The sequence below is a fragment of the Buttiauxella sp. AC038 genome, from assembly GCF_979253565.1.
Genome location: NZ_CEEDCQ010000001.1, coordinates 1,767,388 through 1,790,961, shown reverse-complemented (window position 1 = coordinate 1,790,961; position 23,574 = coordinate 1,767,388). Strand labels below are relative to the sequence as shown.

Sequence of the window (23,574 nt, the reverse complement as noted above, 5' to 3'; positions counted from 1 at the left end):
AATTATTTTAGGAATTGTGGAAGTTTAGAAAAGTTTTTACATAAAAGAACGACAGGCCATAATAAACCATTGTTTCTCATCGCTCTGATATCTTCTTTGGATTTTTGTACGATATTGGAAAGGGACCGATTGCTCATACCACCAACACGCATTTTGGTGAGCACTTTAGGCAAATAATTCAATTTGGCATTATGCGTCCATAAATACCTAATCAATGAATCATAATCAGCCGATATCTTATAATCCAGGTTGAAGCTCCCCCAATGTAAATAAAGTTCTCGCTTCATATAAAAACTTGGGTGGGGTGGCATCCAGCCAAGTTGCATTTTAAAGCGACTAAATTCGCCACTTTTCCAACGGCGGACAACCTTAGTCACATCGTCTTTGGAAACATACTCTAGATCACCATAAACGGCATCACAATGGTTCTCTTTGAACCTAGCGACCACATCTGTAATCACATCTGGATAAGCAAAGATATCGTCTGAGTGCAGAAAACCAATGATATCACCTGTCGCCGCTTGAATACCTTTATTCAGTGCATCGTAAATGCCTTTATCCGGCTCACTAATAATTGTTGTAACTCGACGCGAAGTACTGGTAATCAACTCAATTGTTGAATCCTTTGATGCACCATCGATGATGATATATTCAATATCTGCATAACTCTGCGAATCCAAAGAAGCCAAAGTATCAGCCAGAGTTGCTGCACTGTTATAAGTAGCAGTAATAATGCTAACTTTCATGATGAGATACCGTGAGAGTATTGTTCCAACCGTACAACATCATCATCCTTCAGATAAGCACCAGTTCTGACCTCAATAATTTCTAAAGGGATTTTTCCTGGGTTTTCAAGATAATGAGGGATACCAACCGGAATATAAGTCGATTCATTCTCTGTTAATAAATGAACGCTTTGATTGCAATAAACTTTTGCCGTACCAGTCACTACGATCCAATGTTCGGCACGATGGTAATGGATCTGGGTTGCGGTTCGTTCCCCCGGTTTTACTGTCACCTTACGGACGTGATAGCGACTTCCTTCGGATATGGCATCAGAAGTTCCCCACGGGCGATAGAGTTCTCGATGCTGCAAATACTCATTGCGAGAAAGTGATTTAAGTGTGTTTACAACATCTTTTACCGACTGTACTTTATCTTTGTGTGAAACAAGAATTGCATCTTTAGTTTCGACAACAATGACATCCTCTAACCCCACAGCACTAATTAATCGATGCTGTGAATAGAGATAACTACGCTGTGTATCAATCGCGATTACATCACCATGAATAACATTTTCATTATTGTCTTTAGTATCAACTTCCCATAGAGCCGACCAAGATCCAACATCACTCCAATTTGCATCTAAAGGTACAACAACAGCATCAGATGTTTTTTCCATTACAGCATAATCAATGGACTCATCGGCACACTGAGTGAAAGCATCAATATTTAAACGAGTAAAATCAAGATCCAGAGAAGCATTCTCAAGGGCATTAATACAGGCTTCTAATATATCAGGACGATATAATTTTAACTCCTCTATATATCGAGAGGCTTTAAAAATAAACATACCGCTGTTCCAGTAATATGTGCCTTCATCAAGATATTTCTGTGCCGTTTCCAAATCTGGTTTTTCTACGAATTTGGACACTTCGAAAGCATTTGCCGAAACACGCACCCCCTGTTTAATATAGCCATAGCCTGTTTCCGGTTTGTTGGGAACAATACCGAACGTGACTAACTTACCGTTCTCAGCCAAATCCAGAGCGTTTTGAATGGCAGTAAGAAAAGCGACATTATCCTGAATAACATGGTCGGCGGCCAGAACCAGTAAAATCGGATCGTTTTGGTGTTGAATGGCGTGTATGGCCGCAAGTGCAATAGCTGGTGCGGTATTTCTACCAACAGGTTCAAGAATAATACCGCTATGCTGCAAACTTAGCTGTCGAAGCTGTTCAGCAACAATAAAGCGATGCTCTTCATTACAAATAATCAGAGGATTTTCGTGTGCTAGCCCATCGAGCCTCATAATGGTTTCCTGAAGCATGGAAGAGGTCGACGTCAGTGAAAGAAATTGTTTAGGATATAATGACCTAGATAGTGGCCATAATCGGCTACCCGTTCCCCCGGCCATTACTACAGGTAAAATAATATTAGACATCTTAACCTTCTAGTTAAAATATTGCTGAGAATAGGAATGAACAGTGGTGTCTTTTTTTGCCTCCGCCACACTCATAAAAATATATTGATCATGTTGAACAGGGGGTAAAGCAGTTAGTTCAAGATCCAGATTTAGCTCATATGCTAAAACAACATAATGTGTGCTAATATCCGCTCCAACAAAAGCATCATGATAAAAGTGTTCATAGACGCCAAGAGATTTAGCGGATGAAATATCAGTATGCAAACCTAACTCAGCCAGGCAAATCCGTCGAAAAGCAGCGTCAATTGTTTCATTCTTATAAATTCTCCCCCTGGCACAAAATAGTAATTTCGTGCTGGGGAATTAATCCGTTTACCAAGTAATACTTCTGACTTGTTATTATAAACAATAAGGTCAATTGATATTAGTGGTGCATTATTTACTACCATCTTAAATAACGCATAATCTAACATTAGAAATTCCTATTTTCGGAAAGAATTTTGATTTTCCAGGAACCATTTATAGGTTAATGTTAGGCCGTCACGCAGAGAAGTAGACCATTTCCATCCCATATCGGCTAAGCGTTCAACGTCCATTAGTTTACGCGGCGTACCATCAGGTTTACTGGCATCAAAAAGGATTTTTCCTCTAAAACCAACCACAGAAGCAATGGTTTCTGCAAGCTCACGAATTGTGCAATCAACACCTGAGCCCACATTGATATGTGAAAGCATCGGTGAGGTGTTTTTAGCATAATTCTCTTCTGATAAATTCATGACATGGATAGATGCTGCTGCCATATCATCAACGTATAAAAATTCACGCATAGGATTGCCACTTCCCCATACAGTTACAGTTTCTATATCTGCTAATTTAGCTTCGTGGAAACGTCTAATTAGTGCAGGAATAACATGTGAGTTTTCAGCGTGAAAGTTATCATTTTGTCCATAAAGATTAGTTGGCATTACGCTACGGTAATCACGTCCGAATTGTCGATTGTATGATTCACATAGTTTAATTCCAGCAATTTTCGCCACGGCATATGGCTCATTTGTACTTTCTAAAACTCCCGTTAGCAGCGCATCCTCACGCATTGGTTGTTGCACATCTCTCGGATAGATACAACTTGAACCAAGAAACAATAACTTATTAACATCGTTTGAATGCGCCCCATTAATAATATTGCATTCGATCATTAGATTCTGATAAATAAAATCGGCTGGATAAGTATTATTCGCATGAATACCGCCAACTTTAGCAGCAGCTAGATAAACTTCATCTATTTTCTCGCTTGAAAAGAAATCATTCACCGCTTGTTGTGAGAGAAGATCCAACTCATTTCGGTTCCTAGTGATAATTTCAATGTCTTTAAGTTGTTGTAGTTTTCTAACCAGAGCCGAGCCTACCATGCCGTTATGGCCAGCGATGAAAATTCTCTTAGTCATTCATTAATTCTCCAAGGAGATTGAGACATCAAATCCATTCGCTTTAAGTAAAGCATGCTGCTTGGCTTTTTGAAGATCACTTTTAACCATTTCCTGACACATCTCTTCAACGGTGATTTCCGGAACCCAGCCAAGTTTATCTTTTGCTTTAGTTGGGTCGCCCAGTAACGTTTCGACTTCTGCTGGACGAAAATAACGAGGGTCTACACGAATAATAATATCGCCTACTTTTACTGAATGCACATGTTCACCAGAAATTTTTAGCACAGTGCCAATTTCATCAACACCTTCACCACTAAACTCAAGTTCAATACCGGCTTCCAAGGCTGACATTCGAACAAATTCACGCACAGAAATTTGTTTACCTGTTGCAATTACAAAATCCTCAGGTTGATCCTGCTGCAACATCATCCACTGCATTCTTACATAATCTTTCGCATGACCCCAGTCACGCAGCGAGTCCATATTTCCAAGATATAAGCATTCCTCAAGCCCTTGTGAAATATTCGCGATTGCGCGTGTAATCTTGCGTGTCACAAATGTCTCACCGCGGCGTGGCGATTCGTGATTGAACAGAATACCGTTACAGGCATACATGCCATACGATTCACGATAGTTAACAGTTATCCAGTAGGCATAGAGTTTAGCAACTGCATAGGGAGAGCGTGGATAGAAGGGAGTGGTTTCTTTCTGCGGGATTTCCTGGACCAAACCGTATAGTTCGGAAGTGGAAGCTTGGTAGAAACGGGTTTTCTTCTCGAGTCCTAAGAAACGAATCGCTTCCAGCAGGCGCAGTGTACCCATAGCGTCAACGTCTGCCGTGTACTCAGGAGATTCAAAAGAAACGGCAACATGGCTCATAGCGCCTAGGTTATATATCTCGTCTGGTTGAACTTCTGAAATAATTCTTGTCAAGTTAGATGTATCGGTCAGGTCGCCGTAATGAAGATGAAATTTGGTGTTACTAGTATGCGGATCTTGGTAGATATGATCAACACGCTCAGTGTTGAAAGAAGATGCACGACGCTTGATGCCATGAACCTCGTAACCTTTCTCTAGAAGAAACTCAGCTAAATACGAACCATCCTGGCCAGTAATACCAGTAATTAAAGCAACCTTCATTTTGCACCTCTTACGCTATTGTAAAATTCTTGAGTTTCTAACGCCATTTTATCCCATGAATAATTCTTGGAATTTTCGAGACCTAATGATATTTTTTCCATTCTAACTTTTTGATTTTTGAGTTCTAAAATGCCTTGTATTATTGTTTCTGCAGAAATACTCTCAAATAATATTGCAGCATTGTTAGAAACCTCTTCAATAGATGAGGATTTTGATGCAATTACTGGGCATCCAGCTTTCATCGCCTCGATTACAGGAATACCAAAACCTTCATAATACGATGGGTAGATTAATGCCAAGGCATTATGGTATAAGTTTTCGAGCTCAGCCTCAGAAACAAACCCAGCATGTCTAAAGCGCCCTGGTATTGTATTGTTTAATATTTTACACTCATCATCACTAAAGTCACCGCCACCAATTACGATAAGATTAATATCATTTAATTTTTTTAAGGCAGTGACACACATAGAAAAATTCTTATAGCCACTTCTTGCACCTACAAAAATTACATACGGCTCATAAGAACCAATTTTGGGTGAAACAGTGAAATTTCCAACTCCATTGTAGATAACTTTTGTAGTAATATTTACAGATTCAGGGATAAATTTATGCATATCTTTCATTGTATTATTTGAAATGCATATTACTCCATCGCTATGTAAAATAGCATGTTTTTTTTGCGCAGTAAGAATCTTAGAATTAATACCTCGCGGATAAATATCGTCCGTGAAATCATGAACAGTTGTAATTACTTTTCCTGAAAATTCATTAGTAGGCAATCTATAATAGCTAGAGTGAAAAATATCCCCCTCACCACCTAAAACATTGACGCGTCTGAATCTTTCAGATGCTAAATTCCAACGAATTTTTCTATTTACATCACGGTTTTTAGTGTAACTATTTTGATTCTCATATAATAAATGATATATTTTTTCTTGTTCCTTATCCAACCGGCTTAATAGTTCATTAAAATAAACTGATATTCCTCCGGATCTTTGTAGGGAAAAGATAATCCCATCAATTACAATCATAACTTCATCTCCCTCTCAATGAAATTAATATCTTTGAAACCATCACATACATCCAAGGTATAATTAATCCTGTAAAAAAAATAACTTTATTTACAATGCCAAATCCATCACGATAAAACATAAATGGTAAAACAGCGCAACTCATTAGATACATACATCTAAAATATATTTTTTGGGAATATTGTATTTTACTTATTGTGAAACCTAAAATATAAAGATATAAGTACGTTCCTAAAATACCAAAATTAGCGCTGAGTGACGTAAAAGCGCTTGTTGCACCTAGAGGTGAAGAAAAAACATACCCCATGGATTCAATGCCAATATTTATACTTTCTTTATAATTCATTATATTTGGTGCTAACATTAAGAAAGAACTAACAAAATTTGAGGGAAAACTCATGAGATTGAAATTTTCAGGGACAAGCAGAAAAGTTATTGCTGAAAAACTTGTAAACACAGGCTCAGCTAATCCCATATATAAAAACCCCCCAATCCGTCAGTGTTGTTGACACGAAACATGCCGACTGCCACCAGTAAGGTACATAATGAAAATATCAATAATAATAGATATTTAGGGATTTTTTGTTTGTCGAAGAAATAAAATAAAACAAATAATGCACTTGTAATAACATACATCCTACCGCCCATACTTAACAAAAAAACACTATTAACACACAACAAAAAGAAAAGTGTTTTTTTCGCAAAACCATTTACAAAAAATGCGGTAACCAATAATAGCAAATTTAATGTTGCCATTTTCCCCATAAGTTCAGTATTATATTCGCCTGAATACCCTTTAAAAAAAGACTATTGGCCGCCCCCCAAATCAAAGCCGTAAATATAATGACAATCGAACTTATAATTACCCCCTGTTCGCCCGAGTGAAGCATTTTCAAAAATATACTTAGAACTATAGTATTTTTTCCTATTTACTGTCCGATATGCACATGAACTTCCTAAATGATACGAAAACAAAATCATTAACGAGTTGAATAAAAATAATAATTTCTGTTCTAATGTTATCTCGCTATAGACCAAAAACCATTTATCAAAGCTAGGTATATTTAACGAATTAAAGTATTCGCCCACAATAAATGGAGTTAGAAAATAGTATAGAGTACCGAAAACCAAGCATTTTCTATGATCAATACCTCCCTGTAATAAATAAACCATCAGAAATATAAAAAAAACGATATAGAAGAAACTGGCCATCTTTAGTTCCTTGAAAAGGAAAACAATACTAAACGATTTAAACTATTAAGAATATAATATATTACTATATGTGCAATAGAGTGTTACTAATTTTCAACTCAGAATCTGAACTAAACTTACAAAAGAGAACCTAGAAATAGATATTTAATAATTCTGATCAAAGAAAAGAATAGTTTTGAAATACAACGTTTCGTGAGTATAAAATTAATGGCTCTTTTTTGATTGTTTTAATAATGATTTAAGTTTTCTACATATATTTAGAATATTGACAACTATATTTTTAAGGTTTTTTGCACAATGATGGCTTATATTCCCGATCTAATTCTTTTTCATATTAATGAATTTTATGTATATTTTTGAAAAAAATGAACTCTCTAGTTTCGCCAAGTTTATACAATCTATTGACTCCAGAGTCCTTAAAAAATTATTTCTCGTAGCCTTATAACTATAATTATATGTAAAGAAATTATTTACATTTTTTTAAGGATATTATGTTCACGATCATTTAGATAGATAATATTTTCTAACGTCATCCCATTTCTATTTTCAAAGGGTGTGTCTAAATACTCACCAAGAGATATACTCTGCTGACGATCAATATATTTATAAACATCATCCCTATCAACAATAGGGCTATTAGTTGCAGCTAGCAGCACTGTAGGGATTCCCCGGCTGGCACCTTCAAGAGCCGCAGTACCCATTGCAAAAAGTAAGTCAAAATAATTTTGTGTTAAAAACTTATTTAACATATCATTTTGAATATAACCATGAAAAACTAATTTTATATTGTTTATCTTACCACATTCTTCTATTAGTGAATCGCGATGTTCTCCATCACCAATTAAATGTAATTCGAAAGTTCTATTCTCTTTCTCAAGCCTTTTTAAATCTTTAAGTAATTTATATATACCATGAACTTTAAAGTCATCTAGGCGGCTAATAACCAATAACCTATAAGTTAAATCTGAATGATGTTCACTCCTATCTTTAATGGAAGAATTTACTTCCAAATTTGTTACAAGTGGTAATATTGTATTATTTGCTATTTTTATATCTAAAGCCCACTCGCTTTCTGCCTTACACGATTCATCCATGAACCATAAATTATTGTTTGATATTAAATACTCAATATTTCTAGAAAACATTCTGAAACCAGGAAGAAGTTTAAGATAAGATTTTAATAATGGATAACCTAATTTTTTCTTTATAGCAGTGCTTCCAATACAATAGCCAGAGTAAAGTTCAGAAGGATGCAAGAGCCAAAAAAAGACATGAACTTTAGTGGCTGACCCAATAGTGTCAAATAGTCTGTTTATATTCCTTGCACTTGCCAAAACTAAGCTGGTTGAGACATATTTGATCCATTCAGCATCTCGGACATTATAATATGTCACACCATTCTTCTTTAAATTCGCTGATAAGATCCCCGAGTTATAATCAACGACAATAATTTCTTTAAAATGCGACTCAAGAAATATATCAATAACTCTAGAGAAAAGGATTTCAGTCCCCCCTAAATACTTGCTAGGGTGATAAATTATTATTTTCCCAAATTTCATACCGCATCCTTATTAGATTTAATCATTTTTTATGATCCTGTCCAGACATAAATACATAACTAAGAAATATAATATGTAATTTAACAGGTAAGCAAAGTTTGCCCCTTGCGCTCCATACAAATAAATTAGAGGCCATCCAATCAATACAAAACTAGTTGCAAATACTAATTCCGTAGTAACAAACCACTTAACATTACCTCTTGCAAGCATAGGATATGCAAAGAGCCATGAAATAATCTTGACCACATCACCAATGAGTTGATACAGGAAAAAATCACGAGCCAAATTAAATTCATTGCTAAATAGCAATGAAATAATCATGTCGCGACTGACATATACACAACTAGATAATACAACAGTCAAAGGCGCGATGATCAGCAATGATGAATAAATTTCTTTTTTTAATTTGTTATTGTCATTTATTTTTGATAAAAAAGGTAAATAGTATGTTGATAAAGCTAAGGTGATTATCGCCAGATAAGCTTCAGATATTTTCCATACCGCATGCCATTGCCCTGTAACATCCCATCCGGCATAATGGGCAATAATACGTCTCAATAAAATTAATGAAATAGGCATGGCAAGAGCACTAACAACTGCCATGATTATATATTTTCTAATATCATAGAAATACTTTGCTGCGGTATTGCCGTATAAATATTTTTTCTTAAACCAAGGCATCCTGATTGTGAGCAATAAAACAATAATACCAATTAGGCCAGCCTGCAATGATGCAGCAATTAAAGCTCCATTAATGCCGTATACTTTTGTTAGAACGACCATGATTACAGCGGATATTATAACCGAAACCATCCCAATGGAAATATAATATTTATAACCTTGAAAACCATTTAATATGGATGTCACCATAGTTCCAAAAGCAGAAATAGGTAATGTAGTGGCTATAATTATGATAAAAATCCATTTATTACTTTCACCTACTATTAAATATGATATCAGTGGTGAAATAATGCAAACTATCGGTATTAATATACCACAAAAAATAAAAATCCACTTTGTAGACGCTTTCCACCATGTGGAACATGCCTCAAATCCTTTCTCAGAATGCTCTGCAGTATACCTTACTACCCCAGTTCCCCCTGGGGCGTTGGTAATTCCTGTAAGAATATTTGATACGCTCTGCAATTGGCCCAAAAGGGCCAATCCTGTTGGCCCAGTGTAAACAGCTACAACCTTACCAATAAGAAACCCACATCCCATACGAAGGAAAGTAAGAATAGCAGTGAAGATTGTAACAGATAAAAACTTCTTCATTCTTCATAGCCATTAATAACTTGAATTATTCTATAAGTCTCTTCTTCCGTTTGTGTTGGCCCAATAGGCAATGAAAGAACCTGCTCATGAATCACTTCAGTTAATGGCAGTACTAGATGATTTAACTCCGCATAAGCAGCTTGTTTATGCGGTGGTGTAGGATAATGAATTATAGTTTGCACACCATTCCCCTCTAAATATTTTTGCAATTTCTTTCGGGCTTTTACTCTAATTACAAATAGATGCCAAACATGGGACTCTTGACATTCAACTTTAGGTAGTTGTATTAACGGATTGAAAATATTATCAATATATAAATTTGCGATTTTTCTTCGTATAGAAACCTCCTCATTTATATACTTCAACTTAATATCAAGAAAAGCAGCTTGCAATTCGTCTAAACGACTATTAACGCCAATATAAACATTCTTGTACTTTTCACTCGAACCATAATTTCTTAGTGCAAAAAGTAGTGTTGCTAATTCGGAATCATTGGTAGTTATAGCCCCTGCATCGCCCAGTGCTCCTAAATTTTTTCCCGGATAAAAACTAAAACCAGATGCATTTCCCCAACTACCTGATTTCCTTCCATCTATCGATGCCCCATGTGCCTGAGCACTATCTTCAAGAACGAGTAGATTATTTTCATTAGCGAAATCCATGATCTCCCTCATTGGAGATATTTTCCCGTATAAATGCACAGGCAAAATGACTTTAGTTTTGCTTGATAACGCTCTTTTAATCCCTGTCAGATCAATATTATAAGTTTCTTCATCTGGTTCAACAAGAATAGGCTTTAACCCACATTCAGAAATTGCCAATACTGATGCAATGTAAGTATTTGCCGGAACGATTACTTCATCTTGTTCTTTAACTACGCCCATTATTTTCCATGCTTTTAATACTAAAGTTAAAGCATCTAGACCATTAGCAACACCAATAGCATATTTAACACCACAGTAACTGGCGAAATTTGATTCGAATTTCTTCAGCTCATTCCCCATAATAAACCATCCCGAGTCAATTACCCTTTCGGTAGCAGTTAATAACTCTTTTTTATAACGAGAATTTATTTTTTTAAGATCGAGAAAATTTATCATATTTAATCCAAGTGCTTGATGATTTTTGCAGGATTTCCAGCAACAACTACATTCGCAGGTACATTTTTTGTGACTACTGAACCAGCACCAACTATACTATTCTCCCCAATCGTAATACCAGGAAGAATAGTTGAATTAGCACCTATCGATGCGTTTCTTTTAATGGTGATAGTTTGGAATTTATCGGGATAAACTTTTGAACGAGGGTATTTATCATTTGTAAGAGTAGCACATGGACCTATAAATACGTTATCCTCAACTATTGTGCCATCCCAAATATAAACTCCTGATTTAATTGTAACGTTATTCCCAATAATAACATCATTTTCAATTAAACTATTAGCACAAATGTTGCAATTCTCACCTATTTTTGCTCCTTGGAGTATAACAACAAACTGCCATACTTTCGTCCCAACACCAATACTGTCACTCTGTACATCGCTCAAACTATGAATATTCATTTTTGGCCATCGTTTTGAATTGCTCATAATCTCTGACATAATCAGACTCATCATATTTACTATCAGCAAGTACCATCAACACACAATCTTGAGAAAATTCAGACATCTCTCGCCACATAAAAGATTCAATTAATAATCCCTGAGCAGGATTGTTTAGTACAATATCTATTCTTTCATGCCCATCATCTAGTGTGAAGCGGCAAGATCCTCTTACCACAATTGCTACTTGTTTCAATGCCTTATGTGCATGATACCCTCTAACAACTTCTTCTTTAGTATCGAAAAGGTAATACACCCGCTTAATATCAAATGGTATATTTTTTTCAGTTTCAAGAGAAACAAGAGAGCCACGATCATCACCATGAATCTGCAATGGAATAAGTTCTATTTTCATCTAATATCTTATTTTAGTAGCTTTAATAAATACTGACCATAGTCATTTTTCTTTAGCAAATTGCCTCGAGTCTTTAGCTCATCAATATCTAACCAACCATTCCGCCAAGCAATTTCCTCAGGGCAAGCAACCATCATCCCCTGTCTTTTCTGAACGGTTTCAACAAAACTCCCAGCTTCAATTAAACTGTCATGAGTACCAGTATCAAGCCAAGCAAATCCGCGGCCTAATAATTCAACACTAAGCTGCCCACGTTTCAAATACTCATCATTGATCGAAGTGATTTCAAGCTCCCCTCGGGAAGAAGGTTTCACATTTCTGGCAATTTCAACAACGGAATTGTCGTAGAAATAAAGACCTGTTACTGCCCAATGAGATTTAGGTGAAATAGGTTTTTCTTCAATTGATATAGCTTTATTATTTACATCAAACTCAACCACACCGAAACGCTCTGGATCCATCACCTGATAGCCGAAAACAGTCGCTCCAAATTCGCGCTGTGCAACAGCTTTTAATCTTGGGCTGAACCCTTGTCCAAAAAATATATTATCACCTAATACTAGGCATACAGGGTCTTGTCCAATGAAATTCTCGCCGATAATGAAGGCTTGAGCTAAGCCGTCTGGACTAGGTTGTATCGCATATTCTAAGTTAATACCAAATGCTGAACCATTACCTAATAGGCGTTGAAATGATTCCTGATCTTCTGGTGTAGTAATAATGAGAATATCTCGAATGCCTGCTAACATTAATACAGATAGCGGATAATAAATCATCGGCTTATCATATATTGGAAGCAGCTGTTTCGATACTCCCATAGTTATAGGGTACAAACGAGTTCCGGACCCACCTGCAAGAATAATTCCTTTCATTATCTATTTAATCCTAATCGTTCACGTTGATAACTACCATCCTGAATTCGATGGCACCATTGTTGATTAGTTAAATACCATTCAACCGTTTTGCGAATACCACTTTCAAACGTTTCTTGTGGTTTCCAGTTTAAATCTTGGCTTATTTTGCTGGCATCAATAGCATAACGACGGTCATGCCCAGGACGGTCAGCAACATAGGTAATTTGTTCGCGATAAGTGGTATTTTTTGGAACTAACTCATCCAGTAGATCACAAATAGTCAAAACAACGTCGAGATTTTTCTTCTCATTATGACCACCAATGTTGTAAGTCTCGCCGAGAGAACCTTGAGTCACAACGGTATAAAGTGCGCGAGCGTGATCTTCAACATATAGCCAGTCACGGATCTGATCACCTTTGCCATATACAGGCAAGTTCTTACCTTCAAGCGCATTAAGAATAACCAATGGGATTAGTTTTTCTGGGAAGTGATATGGGCCGTAGTTATTTGAACAGTTGGTTACGATACAAGGCAGACCGTAGGTCCGCTGCCAGGCACGAACTAAATGGTCGCTGGACGCTTTCGACGCAGAATAAGGGCTGCTTGGTGCATATGAAGTTGTTTCGGTAAATATCGGAAGATCCGTTCCTACCGCACATTCATCAGGATGCGGCAAATCACCATAGACTTCATCAGTAGAAATATGGTGGAAACGGAAACTTGCTTTACGTTCTTCGTTTAATTTCGACCAATATGCTCGTGCTGCTTCAAGCAATGTATAAGTGCCAACTATATTGGTTTCGATAAATTCCGCAGGCCCGGTGATCGAACGATCAACGTGGCTTTCCGCTGCCAAATGCATTACCGCATCCGGCTGGTGCTCGGCAAAAATTTTGTCCAGTGCATTTCTGTCGCAAATATCTGCTTGCATAAAAGCATAGCGAGCATTGCCAGAAACTTCAGCCAATGATTCAAGATTGCCGGCATAGGTTAATTTATCGACATTAACGACGCTGTCTTGAGTATTGTTGATGATATGACGAACGACCGCTGAGCCTATAAAGCCGGCACCACCAGTAACAAGAATTTTCACGGATGCAATCTCTCTTTAATCTTGTAGTAATTTTCTTCGATAAATGAATATCGTACGTTTCAATTAATTTAATTCAGTTAATAATGGCTAATACAAAAGGGGGAATAATTTAATCAGCCATGCTACCGCCCCTGGCTTAACAGCTACCAGAACACTAAACACTTATGTATAGAACGAATTCCCTGCTCTATATCGGCTACATTTTATGAAACATTCGAATGAACAAGAGCTTACTGCATCAGTAGCTTCTAAGATGACTACCCTATTTTGTTCATTCGAATGTCTTGCCATCACCGGCAAACACACTTTGTAACATGCAACTCAAAAAAACGGCAATCAGTCTTGGCAAGGCTTCAAACAACCTCACCGCCACTATTGACTGCCGTTCTTAGCATCAAACTGTCATCACTGTCGTTATCAAACTCTCAGCGAGCCAGCAACTTCTGAATGCTGTCCCTGAACTTCTGGCCTTCTTTATGGTTACGCAGCCCATATTGCACAAATGCCTGCATATAACCCATTTTCTTGCCGCAGTCGTAGCTTTCGCCAGTCATCAATGCAACTTCTACCGCTTGCTTTTTATTAAGTGCAGCGATGGCATCGGTAAGCTGGATACGGCCCCAGGCGCCTGGCTCGGTTTTCTCGAGTTCAGGCCAGATATCAGCTGACAGAACATAGCGCCCTACCGCTGCCAGATCGGAATCCAGTGTTTGTGGTTCATCCGGTTTCTCTACAAACTCGACAATGCGGCCAATCTGCCCATCATTATCTAGCGGTTCTTCCGTTGTGATAACTGAGTAGTCAGACAAATCAACATTCGGCATGTGTTTTGCCAGAACCTGGCTGCGCCCTGTCTCTCTGAAACGCTCGACAATAGCAGCTAAATTATAACGCAGTGGGTCAGCACTTGCGCCATCAAGGATAACGTCAGGCAATACCACAACAAATGGGTTGTCGCCAACAATCGGACGGGCGCACAAAATGGAGTGACCAAGGCCTAGCGGTTGAGCTTGACGTACGTTCATAATCGTCACGCCCGGAGGGCAGATTGACTGAACCTCAGCGAGCAACTGGCGCTTAACACGCTGCTCAAGCAGAGCTTCAAGTTCATAAGATGTGTCGAAGTGGTTTTCAACAGCATTCTTGGATGAATGCGTTACCAGTACGATTTCCTTGATACCAGCAGCTACGATCTCATCGACGATATATTGGATCATCGGTTTATCGACGATCGGTAACATCTCTTTTGGGATAGCTTTTGTTGCGGGCAACATATGCATGCCCAAGCCTGCTACCGGAATAACTGCTTTCAAATTAATCATATTCAAGCCCACCTCAAAATGGTTGGGGGATTATAGTCTTTTCGTGCGCTGATGCCAGCATGAATTGATCCCCAGAATTAGTACTTCATCTTAACGTTCTCAATAAAGTACGCAAAACCAAAACCTTGATTTATGCATTGTAAAAGCTCAGATTAATCGCAATGTGATTTGACAATCTACTTAGTCACAACTGGTAGCACAAAATTCAACCCGCTCGTGTTCACGTGCTGATGGTCAACCCGGTCGATATCCACCGAACTCTGCCCCTTCTCATTCACGGCTCGCACATTCGCAAGTGACAGGAGCGTATCACCCTTAGCCATAAAGCGGCCACGCACGTCTTTGCGTAGGTCGAAGTTAAGCTTCAGCGCAGGTCCAGTGGCAGCGTACTGCATGACGTCAACGTTGCGCAGAAACAAGTGTTGCGGTTTGTTATGCAACTCAAGCGTTGCGCGCTTTAGCGCCACATTGGTGATGGCAACGAACGACGTCGCGTTACCCGAAGAAATCTGTATTCCACGGCTTTTATACTGCATGTGAGTATTATCAAGTGCTATATCGTTTAGTTTAAAATTTTGCGGAATAGATAAATACTTACCCTTGACAACACCATAACCAATAAGAAAACCCGCACTCTCTTTCATATCGATATTATCAATCACGAAATTATCACAGCCATAAATTGCTATTGTGGCGTTATCAATTCCCGCTTTCTGGCTGAAAGTATGATTAATATTACGCGCCTTAATATTACGAATAACAAAGTGTTTGCCATTCTCGACATGTATTAACTGCCTACAATTGCTGCCAGTAATATTCGCCACCACAAAATTCTTCACCGCCTGGTCTTCCGGGTACTCGTTGTCGTAAGTACTGCCCGCAAGCCCAATCCCAATGCCCCAGTTGATCTTCCCATTGGTGCAATCAATGTTTTCAATCACATGGTCAGAGATAAGCAGGTTATGGTCGTTGATAGCAACATTCCATTCTATAGCATCACCCTGCAAGTGGCTAAAATGCCCGTTGGTGATCTTCACGTTCTCCATACGATTATGGAAGCCCTGGCGCAGAATCGCGTAGTTCGCATCGTGCACCGTAATCTGGTCGATCACCAGGTTGCGCATGGTGCGCTGCTCTTTTCCGCCAATGTAGATCTGCGTGACAGGCACAAAACCGCTCATATCAATGCCTTTGATAGTGCAGTCAGAGCCACGCACATCGAGGGTGATATTGTTAAACCGCCCGCCCTTCTCCCCTAACACCTGGCAGCCATGCTGCAGCACAAAACGCCCTTTGCCATTGCCCTTTAAGCCACCAGCGACGTGCAAAGTTTTGCCTTCCGGCATAAAAATGGCGGTATTAATGTTGTCGCAAACCAAATCGGCCGGGACGGTCACGATATCAGCGGCTGAGAAGGCTTGTTTGAAAGCGGCAATCCAGTCACCGCTATAGAACTTTTGCACGTTGACCTCGCTTTTGAGGCCTGTGGCAAACAGGCTACGAGGTAAAATGAATGGCACCGCAGCCAGTACTGAACTGGCTTTAAGCAATTTGCGGCGGGAGGAGGAAAACGAAGGGTGAGTCGATTCAAATCTTTTGCGCATACATCCTCGTGAGGTTTCACTCGGTGGGTTTACAGCGTTTGTAGCTGACGGGCTAATTCTCGGTAGATAACTTTCTGGTTAAATTCAGTTTCGACTTTCGCGCGGGCAAGGTTAAGCATCGGTTTCAGTTCATTGGCTTCGATGTGGCCGAATGCCTGCAAGGTATCCGCGAGTGCTGGCGCATCTTTTTCAGGCACCAGCCAACCGGAACGGCCGGCATCAATGAGTTCTGGAATACCGCTATGTACGGTGGAGATAACCGGAATACCTACCGCCATCGCCTCCATTAATGCCACGGGGATGCCTTCCATATCGCCATCTTCACCGGTTATCGACGGCAGTAAGAACACATCGGCTTCATCGAGCATCGCTTTCACTTCATGGTTCGGCTTAAAGCCAGGCATAAACACCACGTCATCTAGCTGATTTTGTTCAATAAGCGTACGCAGGCGTGTTTCCCACGGACCAATACCGAGAATGTTGTAACGGAACTTCACGCCGCGTTCTTTGAGCAGCAGGCAGGCTTCAATTGCGACATGCAGACCTTTCTTCTCGGTCAGTCGTGCTACCGAAATAATCTCCAACGTTTTGGCAGGGGCTTTAACAGCGCGCTGCGAAAACCGCTCCATATCCACGCCCATTCTTGAAACACAGATTTTATCCGCCGGGCAGCCCATTTTTTGCAAACGCCCCGCCCATAAATTGCTTATCGGCAGCATCAAATCGCCACGGGTAAAGAGTTTTTGATATTCCGGTGTGTAGTGCGCAAGCGCCTCGCGCCCTGAAATATCAATGCCGTGGAACACCGTAGCAATATTGCCTTTAAGCAGGCCCAATTCACGCAGCTTTGCTGCCGTGACACCTGCCGGGCCGAAGTGGGCGATAAATACATCAGCCTGTACGGTTTGCGGGTTACGGCCACAAATAGAGGAAAGGATCAAGTTGCGCGCCTCCTCGCCATAGCGCTTCGAATTTAGCGCGTGCCAGGTCTGCGGGCGAAGTGCGCCACGCAGAGTATTCAGGGCACGGTTTTGTAGTTTCGCCACTTTGCCTTGAGGTTCGTCCATCAGCCAGGTGGTTTTCGCAGCCAGGTTGTACTCTTTAAATGCCGAGTGCGTGTTGTTCAAATCCCCTTTCTGGATGGCGACAATTTCCACCTCATAGCCCATATCGATAAATGCGGTTATCTGGTTGAGCACAAAGGTTTCGGATGCCACTGGGAATTTGAGTAGAAAGAAGCCAACTTTCATTTTTCCCCCTTAACACGCGTCAATACAGATTCCACCATACGCAAACCATCTTCACGTTCGGCGCGCACCGCATGAGCCAGGCGTTGGTTAATTGCGGGTAATTGCCCCAGCACATCCGCTACCACACTCTGTAAAGATCCATTCAGCAGCTGGCGAATTTCAATCGCCATTTCCGGCATGCCAAGCTGCTTCATGATGCCCGCTGATTTGTGTTCGTAATTGATAGCAATCGCAGGCGTGCCAAAGTTCATGGAAATAATGGCGGAGTGCAGGCGTGTGCCAACCGTCAGTTCGCATTCGCCAAGAATCTTGCCCATCTCCAGATCGTTAAGCTCATCCATCACCACATGGTATTGCTCAGGGTCATTCACATACTGGCGCAGATTTAGCGCCACCATGCGGTCGTCCTTGTTGTAGCTATCGATACCGGTACAGGTCGACAACGCCAGCACCTGGTAACCTTGCTCAATAACACGATTCACGACTGAGGCGAATGCCTGCTCATAGGCCTGCTGCGTGGTGCCAAGGCGTTTGTCGAACGGTGCCAGTTCACGCAGCGTAATAGCGACGGTCTTCTTGCGCTTGATGGTTTCCAGCCAATGCTGCACCGCGTAGCTCGGCACAAAGCTGTCATTGTGATGATCGACAAGCCAGGCGGTGTCGACGCCCTGCTCCACTTTGCTGCTATCAATATTGCTTTGCTTCATCAAGTCGAGACTGACGGACTCACGCAAAATCAGCGACTCGGCATTACCGAAAACATAACTCGCCAGGTGATTAAACTGCGGGTCCTGGAATGGCCCAACGCTATGGCCAATCATGTACACCGGCTTTTTGGCCATAAAGCTACACAGCGCGTGCTCAAACTGAGAAACGCCGTATAGATCGACAAAAAATGAGCCGCCGACCTGAATAATCGCGTCATATTTTTGCAGCGATTTCACAAAATCAATAAAGCCCTGCGGGATGGATATATTGCGCAGGCGCCCGTTGTCCGTGGCTTTCGCCAGCAAAACCTGGTGTTGATACTTGCGGCGCAGCACTTTTTTTACCCGCCCCATCAGCCCAACCGCATTGTTGTGCTGTTTCATCTGCTTATACAACCCGTCACCCATTACCGGGCGGCCCAGCAGCCATGCAGAACTCACCGGATAACGGCTCATCACATCAACCTGCACGGTGTCATCAATGGTGGTAATCGCATCGATCAGTCCGCGCAGAATGGCGCTGTCACCACGGTTGCCGCAAGTGTGGTTGCCAAGAATCAATAATTTCATATAAATCAGACCTCTTATTAAGGGGTTTTAGCTTGCGCGAAGCAGTGTTTTTAAACGGTCGTTACGGCAGAACTGTCGCTTCATCTCAACCACCAGCGCATTACGTGAGAGCACCAGCATGACGATAAAGGCGAATGCGCCAGCCGCGATTTGTACGCCCACCAGCAAACCGAGCGCGAGATGGCCTTTCAGGGCAATTCCCAGCGCACTACTCACCACAATGGTTGGAATCGAAAGATAAAACGGTAGCCAGATGCTCTGAATGTACTGGCGGTAACTGGACCCCAGCACCGGTTTAATCATGATGAAATAGCTAAGAACGGTGTTCACCACCTGCACGAACAGGAAGCCGAGCGTCACGCCCAGTGCGCCAGCAAGGTGCCCGCCGACAATAATCGCCGGGATAAACAGGCAGGTTTTGAAAACGTTGAATTTAAAGCTGATATCCACTCGCGCTTTTGCCATCAGTAACGACCCAATAGGGTTACCGATAGAACGCAGCAGCCCCACAACACAAAGCAGTTGCAGAATTGGCGTAATAAACTGCCACTTTTCACCAAACACCAGCGGCACAAAGTTGTTCGATACCACCAGCAGGCCGAGCAGCGCCGGGAAGTTTATAATTCCGACAATCGACAGCAATTTGTAGAAGTTAAGGCGTAACTTGTCAGTGTCGTCCTGAATTTTGGCGAATGCCGGGAATAATACGCGAGTGATGATCGGGTTAAGCTTCATCGGTGGCACCACCGCCACGTTATAAGCGAGGTTATAGCCGCCGGCGATGCTCGCGCCAAGGATACGCGCCAGCACCAGTGTAGAAAGGTTGGTATTCACATAATTGATGATGCTGTCAGCAGTCAGCCATGCGCCAAACTTGAGGTTAGAGCCGACGGACTTGAGCGAAAAATGCAGGCCCGGGCGATATATCTTGCGGCCGAAGAAACCAAACAGAGAGGTGCGCACCACGGTGTTCACCAGGTAGCCGACGATCGCGGTCATGGCGAACGGGTAATACATCGCCGCGCCCACGGTGACAGTAAAGCCCGCCATCACCGAAACAGTTTCAATTGAGCCGATTTTTGAAAACTCGAGCTCCTTTTGCATGAGCGCACGGAACTGTTGGCCGTGGGGAATGACAATAAAAGCAAACGACAGGGTTTTGATAAGCGGTGCAAGCTTAGGTGCGTGCAGTACCGAGGCGATAAAATCGCTCAGCAAAAACACCAGCGCAAACACCACTAGCCCCAGGCCGACGTTCAGCCAGTAGAGTGTTGTTAACTCAAGATGGCTGATTTCTTTGCGCTGAATAATCGAGTTGGCAATACCAAAATCCGACAGCGTATCGGCCAGCGCGATAATCACCAGTGAAATGGTCAGCAGGCCAAACTCGTGGTTGTCGACAATGCGCGCCAGCACCGTCATCTGCACCAGGCCCAGGCTAATAATAATCACCGTGGCGATGGCGGACCATTTCGCGCCGCTGATGGTTTTTTCTCTCAGGCTCATTAAAGACTCACTTAATACGCAGCTTTATTAACAAAGCCTTTGAAGATGGTCAGAAAGACAATTTTGATGTCAAACCACAGGCTCCATTCGCGGATGTATTCCAGGTCAAACTCAACGCGCTTTTCCATTTTCTCAAGCGTGTCGGTTTCACCGCGCCAGCCGTTGATTTGCGCCCAGCCGGTAATGCCGGGCTTCACTTTGTGGCGCAGCATGTAGCCTTCAATCAGCAAGCGGTATTGCTCATTGTGCGCAACCGCATGGGGGCGAGGACCGACAATCGACATCTCACCCATCAGCACATTAATAAACTGCGGCAACTCATCGAGCGACGTGCGGCGCAGGAAATTCCCCACCGGCGTAATACGCTTGTCGCCTTTGGTGGCCTGAGTCACGACAGCATCGTTTTCCATCACTTTCATGGAGCGGAATTTCCATACTTTGATTGGCTTGCCATCCATGCCGTAACGCGTCTGGCGGAAGATAACCGGGCCTGGCGAGGTCAGTTTTACCGCAGCACTAATGCACAGCAGTACCGGGGAAATAAACAGCAAGATCATCGCCGACAACACGATATCTTCGAGGCGTTTCAGAATCCGGTTAATACCATTCAGTGGAGTAGCAAACAGCGGTACTACCGGCACACCGTTAACTTCTTCGGTGCGGGAGTTAAGAATATTGAAGGTGAAGACATCGGGGATTAGCATCACCGAACAGGTGGTATCCGTGAGTTCGCGGACCAGAGTTTTAATCTGCGCTTCTTCACTCATCGCCATGGCGATGTAGATATTGTCGATTTGCCCTGCGCGCGCCTGTTCAACCAGGTCGGCAAAAGAGCCGGCATAATCACCGTGTGGGGATTCAGGCTGCTGGTCGTCATAAACCCCGGTGACATCAAAGCCTAACCACGGTTCGTTACGGAAACTTTCGGCAAGCGTGTAACCCACCGGCAGTGAACCCGCGATAGCAATACGACGTGTGTTGTAGCCCATATTGCGCAACCAACCAGCACCGAAGCGAATAAACGAACGGCACATCACCATGCCGAAACTGGTCAGCACATACCAGGCCAGATACACCCAGAATGAGCCATCAAAGTCAGGGTTAAACGCCAATAATCCGGCACTAAAAATCAGACTTAGCGTCCAGTTTTGCAGCAGCAGCATCAGTTCGCTGGAAATTCTCACTCCGCGCCAGGAGCGATAAAAATCGGTCATTCCACCAATCATCTGGAAGACCACGAGGGCGAGTAGCGCCATCAGCAAATGCATATACAAAAACGGTAACGCGTTAACCTGACACACTACCCATAACCCAACAAACATGATGGTTATGTCAGAAAAACGTTGCACCATAGAGATTAACGATGCGTTCGTTTTTGGCAGCTCGCGCTTTTTTAGGTTTGTCATCGTTTTACCTTTATTAAAAGGGTGACGGATCCCCTTTCCTGCCTCAGGAGATTTCCGTCCCCACAGATCACTGATTCAACAGTTCCATAATTTCCTGCGTTCGCGCCTGCATCAGTTGTTCATTACTGCGCGATTCCACATTTAGGCGCACCACCGGCTCGGTATTTGAACTGCGCAGGTTAAAGCGCCAGTCGGCAAACGCCATGCTGATACCGTCGGTGTGGTCCACTTCCTGCGCGTGCGGCGCAAAGTGCTGCTGCACACGCGCAATCGCGACTTTCGGGTCCGCCAGCTTGCTGTTGATTTCCCCGCTTGCCGGCCACGCCGCCATACGGTCACGCACCAGCTCGCCAAGGGTTTTCCCTTTCAGGCACAGCAACTCGGTCACCAGCAGCCATGGGATCATCCCGCTGTCGCAGTAAGCAAAATCACGGAAATAGTGGTGGGCGCTCATTTCGCCGCCGTAGATGGCGTCTTCCTGGCGCATACGCTCTTTGATAAACGCATGACCGGTTTTCGACATCACCGGCGTGCCGCCTGCGCGCTCAACGATATCCACCGTGTTCCACGACAGGCGCGGGTCATGAATAATCTTCGCCCCCGGCTGTTTTTCAAGGAATGCCGCCGCCAGTAGGCCGACGATGTAATAGCCTTCGATAAACTGCCCCTTCTCATCGAACAGGAAGCAGCGGTCGAAATCGCCGTCAAAGGCGATGCCCATATCCGCGCCATGTTCAATCACCGCGTTGCGGGTATCGTCGCGGCACTCCGGTAGCAGCGGGTTCGGGATACCGTTAGGGAAATTACCGTCAGGCTGGTTGTGTACTTTGATGAACGTCAGCGGCACGTTGAGTGCCTTAAAGCGTGCTTCGATAGCATCGACAATCGGACCCGCCGCACCGTTACCGGAGTTAATCACCAGTTTCAGCGGCTTGATGTTTTTGACGTTGATGTACGAGAACAGATGGTCGATGTACGACTCCACCACCGAAACTTTCTGGTAGCTGCCGCGTTTTGCCGCGTCCACCGGCGGGAAGTCGTTGGTTTGCGCCAGGCGCTGTACATCACGCAGGCCGGTGTCGCCGCTAATCGGGCGAGCCCCTTCACGCACCAGTTTCATGCCGTTGTAGTCCATCGGGTTATGGCTGGCGGTGACTTCAATGCCGCCATCCACATCGAGATGCCAGGTGGCAAAATAGATTTCCTCGGTGCCGGAAAGACCGATATCCAGCACGTCCACACCCGCATCCTGCAACCCTTTTGCCAGCGCCAGCTTGAGCGCTTCGCTGGTCAGGCGCACGTCGCCGCCCAGCACAATAGTTTTCGGTTTCAGGTACTCGCCATAAGCGCGGCCAATGCGTTCGGCAATCTCTTCATTCAACTCTTCGCCCAGCTTGCCGCGAATGTCATAGGCTTTAAAACAGGTTAATTCAGTCATGTTTTACCTCTTTTCAGGCAACAGTCAGCCCTCTCCAGTACGGAGATAACTTTTTCTAAAATGTATAACCATTAGATT

21 protein-coding genes are annotated in these 23,574 nt (G+C 42.5%); all 21 read right to left on the bottom strand.

The annotated features are described in order from the left end of the window. Positions 1-2: 2 nt before the first annotated feature. The 21 genes from AC0IXI_RS08505 to cpsG all read right to left on the bottom strand — a co-directional run bounded on the left by AC0IXI_RS08505 (position 3) and on the right by cpsG (position 23,496). Complete coding sequence (locus tag AC0IXI_RS08505; RefSeq protein WP_471682251.1) at positions 3-746, bottom strand: glycosyltransferase family 2 protein; 744 nt, start codon at positions 744-746, stop codon at positions 3-5. Beyond that, complete coding sequence (locus tag AC0IXI_RS08500; RefSeq protein WP_471683217.1) at positions 743-2,155, bottom strand: mannose-1-phosphate guanylyltransferase/mannose-6-phosphate isomerase; 1,413 nt, start codon at positions 2,153-2,155, stop codon at positions 743-745. The genes AC0IXI_RS08505 and AC0IXI_RS08500 overlap by 4 nt, the downstream gene beginning before the upstream one ends. An 18-nt stretch (positions 2,156-2,173) precedes the next feature. Next, positions 2,174-2,425 carry an NUDIX hydrolase gene (locus tag AC0IXI_RS08495; protein WP_471683216.1) on the bottom strand — a complete coding sequence of 84 codons (252 nt, stop codon included), beginning with the start codon at positions 2,423-2,425 and terminating at the stop codon, positions 2,174-2,176. A 203-nt stretch (positions 2,426-2,628) separates the two neighbouring features. Continuing rightward, a complete protein-coding gene (fcl, locus tag AC0IXI_RS08490; protein WP_471682250.1) occupies positions 2,629-3,591 on the bottom strand; it encodes a GDP-L-fucose synthase in 963 nt (320 codons plus the stop codon). A gap of 3 nt (positions 3,592-3,594) precedes the next feature. After that, on the bottom strand, positions 3,595-4,713 hold the full coding sequence (gene gmd / locus AC0IXI_RS08485; RefSeq protein ID WP_471682249.1) for a GDP-mannose 4,6-dehydratase: 1,119 nt from the start codon (positions 4,711-4,713) through the stop codon (positions 3,595-3,597). Next, entirely contained in the window at positions 4,710-5,744 is a 1,035-nt protein-coding gene (locus AC0IXI_RS08480; protein ID WP_471682248.1) for a glycosyltransferase family 4 protein, read from the bottom strand. Before AC0IXI_RS08480 ends, gmd begins: the two co-directional genes overlap by 4 nt. Before the next feature lie 4 nt (positions 5,745-5,748). Next, complete coding sequence (locus tag AC0IXI_RS08475; RefSeq protein WP_471682247.1) at positions 5,749-6,219, bottom strand: hypothetical protein; 471 nt, start codon at positions 6,217-6,219, stop codon at positions 5,749-5,751. 1,207 nt (positions 6,220-7,426) lie between these two features. Beyond that, positions 7,427-8,515 carry a glycosyltransferase gene (locus tag AC0IXI_RS08470; RefSeq protein ID WP_471682246.1) on the bottom strand — a complete coding sequence of 363 codons (1,089 nt, stop codon included), beginning with the start codon at positions 8,513-8,515 and terminating at the stop codon, positions 7,427-7,429. 18 nt (positions 8,516-8,533) lie between these two features. Continuing rightward, the gene (locus AC0IXI_RS08465; protein WP_471682245.1) at positions 8,534-9,790 is read right to left on the bottom strand and encodes an O-antigen translocase; all 1,257 of its coding nucleotides are present in this window, start codon (positions 9,788-9,790) and stop codon (positions 8,534-8,536) included. Beyond that, a complete protein-coding gene (locus AC0IXI_RS08460) occupies positions 9,787-10,890 on the bottom strand; it encodes a DegT/DnrJ/EryC1/StrS family aminotransferase (protein WP_471682244.1) in 1,104 nt (367 codons plus the stop codon). Before AC0IXI_RS08460 ends, AC0IXI_RS08465 begins: the two co-directional genes overlap by 4 nt. 2 nt (positions 10,891-10,892) lie before the next feature. After that, complete coding sequence (locus AC0IXI_RS08455) at positions 10,893-11,351, bottom strand: acyltransferase (protein ID WP_471683215.1); 459 nt, start codon at positions 11,349-11,351, stop codon at positions 10,893-10,895. Further along, positions 11,338-11,745, bottom strand: coding sequence for a sugar 3,4-ketoisomerase (locus tag AC0IXI_RS08450; RefSeq protein WP_471682243.1), 408 nt, complete (start codon positions 11,743-11,745; stop codon positions 11,338-11,340). The genes AC0IXI_RS08455 and AC0IXI_RS08450 overlap by 14 nt, the downstream gene beginning before the upstream one ends. A gap of 8 nt (positions 11,746-11,753) precedes the next feature. Beyond that, positions 11,754-12,617: a glucose-1-phosphate thymidylyltransferase RfbA gene (gene rfbA, locus AC0IXI_RS08445; protein ID WP_471682242.1), complete on the bottom strand. Its 864-nt coding sequence runs from the start codon at positions 12,615-12,617 to the stop codon at positions 11,754-11,756. Further along, positions 12,617-13,693 carry a dTDP-glucose 4,6-dehydratase gene (rfbB, locus tag AC0IXI_RS08440; RefSeq protein WP_471682241.1) on the bottom strand — a complete coding sequence of 359 codons (1,077 nt, stop codon included), beginning with the start codon at positions 13,691-13,693 and terminating at the stop codon, positions 12,617-12,619. The genes rfbA and rfbB overlap by 1 nt, the downstream gene beginning before the upstream one ends. A 425-nt stretch (positions 13,694-14,118) precedes the next feature. Further along, positions 14,119-15,015 (bottom strand): UTP--glucose-1-phosphate uridylyltransferase GalF, encoded by an 897-nt coding sequence (gene galF / locus AC0IXI_RS08435; RefSeq protein ID WP_471682240.1) that lies wholly within the window; start codon positions 15,013-15,015, stop codon positions 14,119-14,121. 176 nt (positions 15,016-15,191) lie between these two features. Next, on the bottom strand, positions 15,192-16,619 hold the full coding sequence (wcaM, locus tag AC0IXI_RS08430) for a colanic acid biosynthesis protein WcaM (RefSeq protein ID WP_471682239.1): 1,428 nt from the start codon (positions 16,617-16,619) through the stop codon (positions 15,192-15,194). Between the two features lie 29 nt (positions 16,620-16,648). After that, positions 16,649-17,869 carry a colanic acid biosynthesis glycosyltransferase WcaL gene (gene wcaL / locus AC0IXI_RS08425; protein ID WP_471682238.1) on the bottom strand — a complete coding sequence of 407 codons (1,221 nt, stop codon included), beginning with the start codon at positions 17,867-17,869 and terminating at the stop codon, positions 16,649-16,651. After that, on the bottom strand, positions 17,866-19,146 hold the full coding sequence (wcaK, locus tag AC0IXI_RS08420) for a colanic acid biosynthesis pyruvyl transferase WcaK (RefSeq protein ID WP_471682237.1): 1,281 nt from the start codon (positions 19,144-19,146) through the stop codon (positions 17,866-17,868). The genes wcaL and wcaK overlap by 4 nt, the downstream gene beginning before the upstream one ends. 27 nt (positions 19,147-19,173) lie before the next feature. Beyond that, positions 19,174-20,652, bottom strand: a complete 1,479-nt coding sequence (locus AC0IXI_RS08415) for an MOP flippase family protein (RefSeq protein WP_471682236.1) — start codon at positions 20,650-20,652, stop codon at positions 19,174-19,176. 11 nt (positions 20,653-20,663) lie between these two features. Continuing rightward, a complete protein-coding gene (gene wcaJ, locus AC0IXI_RS08410) occupies positions 20,664-22,058 on the bottom strand; it encodes an undecaprenyl-phosphate glucose phosphotransferase (protein WP_064512211.1) in 1,395 nt (464 codons plus the stop codon). A gap of 67 nt (positions 22,059-22,125) precedes the next feature. Next, positions 22,126-23,496, bottom strand: a complete 1,371-nt coding sequence (gene cpsG, locus AC0IXI_RS08405) for a colanic acid biosynthesis phosphomannomutase CpsG (protein WP_471682235.1) — start codon at positions 23,494-23,496, stop codon at positions 22,126-22,128. Positions 23,497-23,574 lie beyond the last annotated feature (78 nt).

Excerpts from the sequence above, each read along its gene's own strand:
- AC0IXI_RS08505 (WP_471682251.1), bottom strand. The coding sequence starts at position 746 with ATGAAAGTTAGCATTATTACTGCTACTTATAACAGTGCAGCAACTCTG.
- fcl (WP_471682250.1), bottom strand. The coding sequence starts at position 3,591 with ATGACTAAGAGAATTTTCATCGCTGGCCATAACGGCATGGTAGGCTCG.
- gmd (WP_471682249.1), bottom strand. The coding sequence starts at position 4,713 with ATGAAGGTTGCTTTAATTACTGGTATTACTGGCCAGGATGGTTCGTAT.
- AC0IXI_RS08480 (WP_471682248.1), bottom strand. The coding sequence starts at position 5,744 with ATGATTGTAATTGATGGGATTATCTTTTCCCTACAAAGATCCGGAGGA.
- AC0IXI_RS08475 (WP_471682247.1), bottom strand. The coding sequence starts at position 6,219 with ATGGGATTAGCTGAGCCTGTGTTTACAAGTTTTTCAGCAATAACTTTT.
- AC0IXI_RS08470 (WP_471682246.1), bottom strand. The coding sequence starts at position 8,515 with ATGAAATTTGGGAAAATAATAATTTATCACCCTAGCAAGTATTTAGGG.
- AC0IXI_RS08465 (WP_471682245.1), bottom strand. The coding sequence starts at position 9,790 with ATGAAGAAGTTTTTATCTGTTACAATCTTCACTGCTATTCTTACTTTC.
- AC0IXI_RS08460 (WP_471682244.1), bottom strand. The coding sequence starts at position 10,890 with ATGATAAATTTTCTCGATCTTAAAAAAATAAATTCTCGTTATAAAAAA.
- AC0IXI_RS08455 (WP_471683215.1), bottom strand. The coding sequence starts at position 11,351 with ATGAATATTCATAGTTTGAGCGATGTACAGAGTGACAGTATTGGTGTT.
- AC0IXI_RS08450 (WP_471682243.1), bottom strand. The coding sequence starts at position 11,745 with ATGAAAATAGAACTTATTCCATTGCAGATTCATGGTGATGATCGTGGC.
- rfbA (WP_471682242.1), bottom strand. The coding sequence starts at position 12,617 with ATGAAAGGAATTATTCTTGCAGGTGGGTCCGGAACTCGTTTGTACCCT.
- galF (WP_471682240.1), bottom strand. The coding sequence starts at position 15,015 with ATGATTAATTTGAAAGCAGTTATTCCGGTAGCAGGCTTGGGCATGCAT.
- wcaM (WP_471682239.1), bottom strand. The coding sequence starts at position 16,619 with ATGCGCAAAAGATTTGAATCGACTCACCCTTCGTTTTCCTCCTCCCGC.
- wcaL (WP_471682238.1), bottom strand. The coding sequence starts at position 17,869 with ATGAAAGTTGGCTTCTTTCTACTCAAATTCCCAGTGGCATCCGAAACC.
- wcaK (WP_471682237.1), bottom strand. The coding sequence starts at position 19,146 with ATGAAATTATTGATTCTTGGCAACCACACTTGCGGCAACCGTGGTGAC.
- AC0IXI_RS08415 (WP_471682236.1), bottom strand. The coding sequence starts at position 20,652 with ATGAGCCTGAGAGAAAAAACCATCAGCGGCGCGAAATGGTCCGCCATC.
- wcaJ (WP_064512211.1), bottom strand. The coding sequence starts at position 22,058 with ATGACAAACCTAAAAAAGCGCGAGCTGCCAAAAACGAACGCATCGTTA.
- cpsG (WP_471682235.1), bottom strand. The coding sequence starts at position 23,496 with ATGACTGAATTAACCTGTTTTAAAGCCTATGACATTCGCGGCAAGCTG.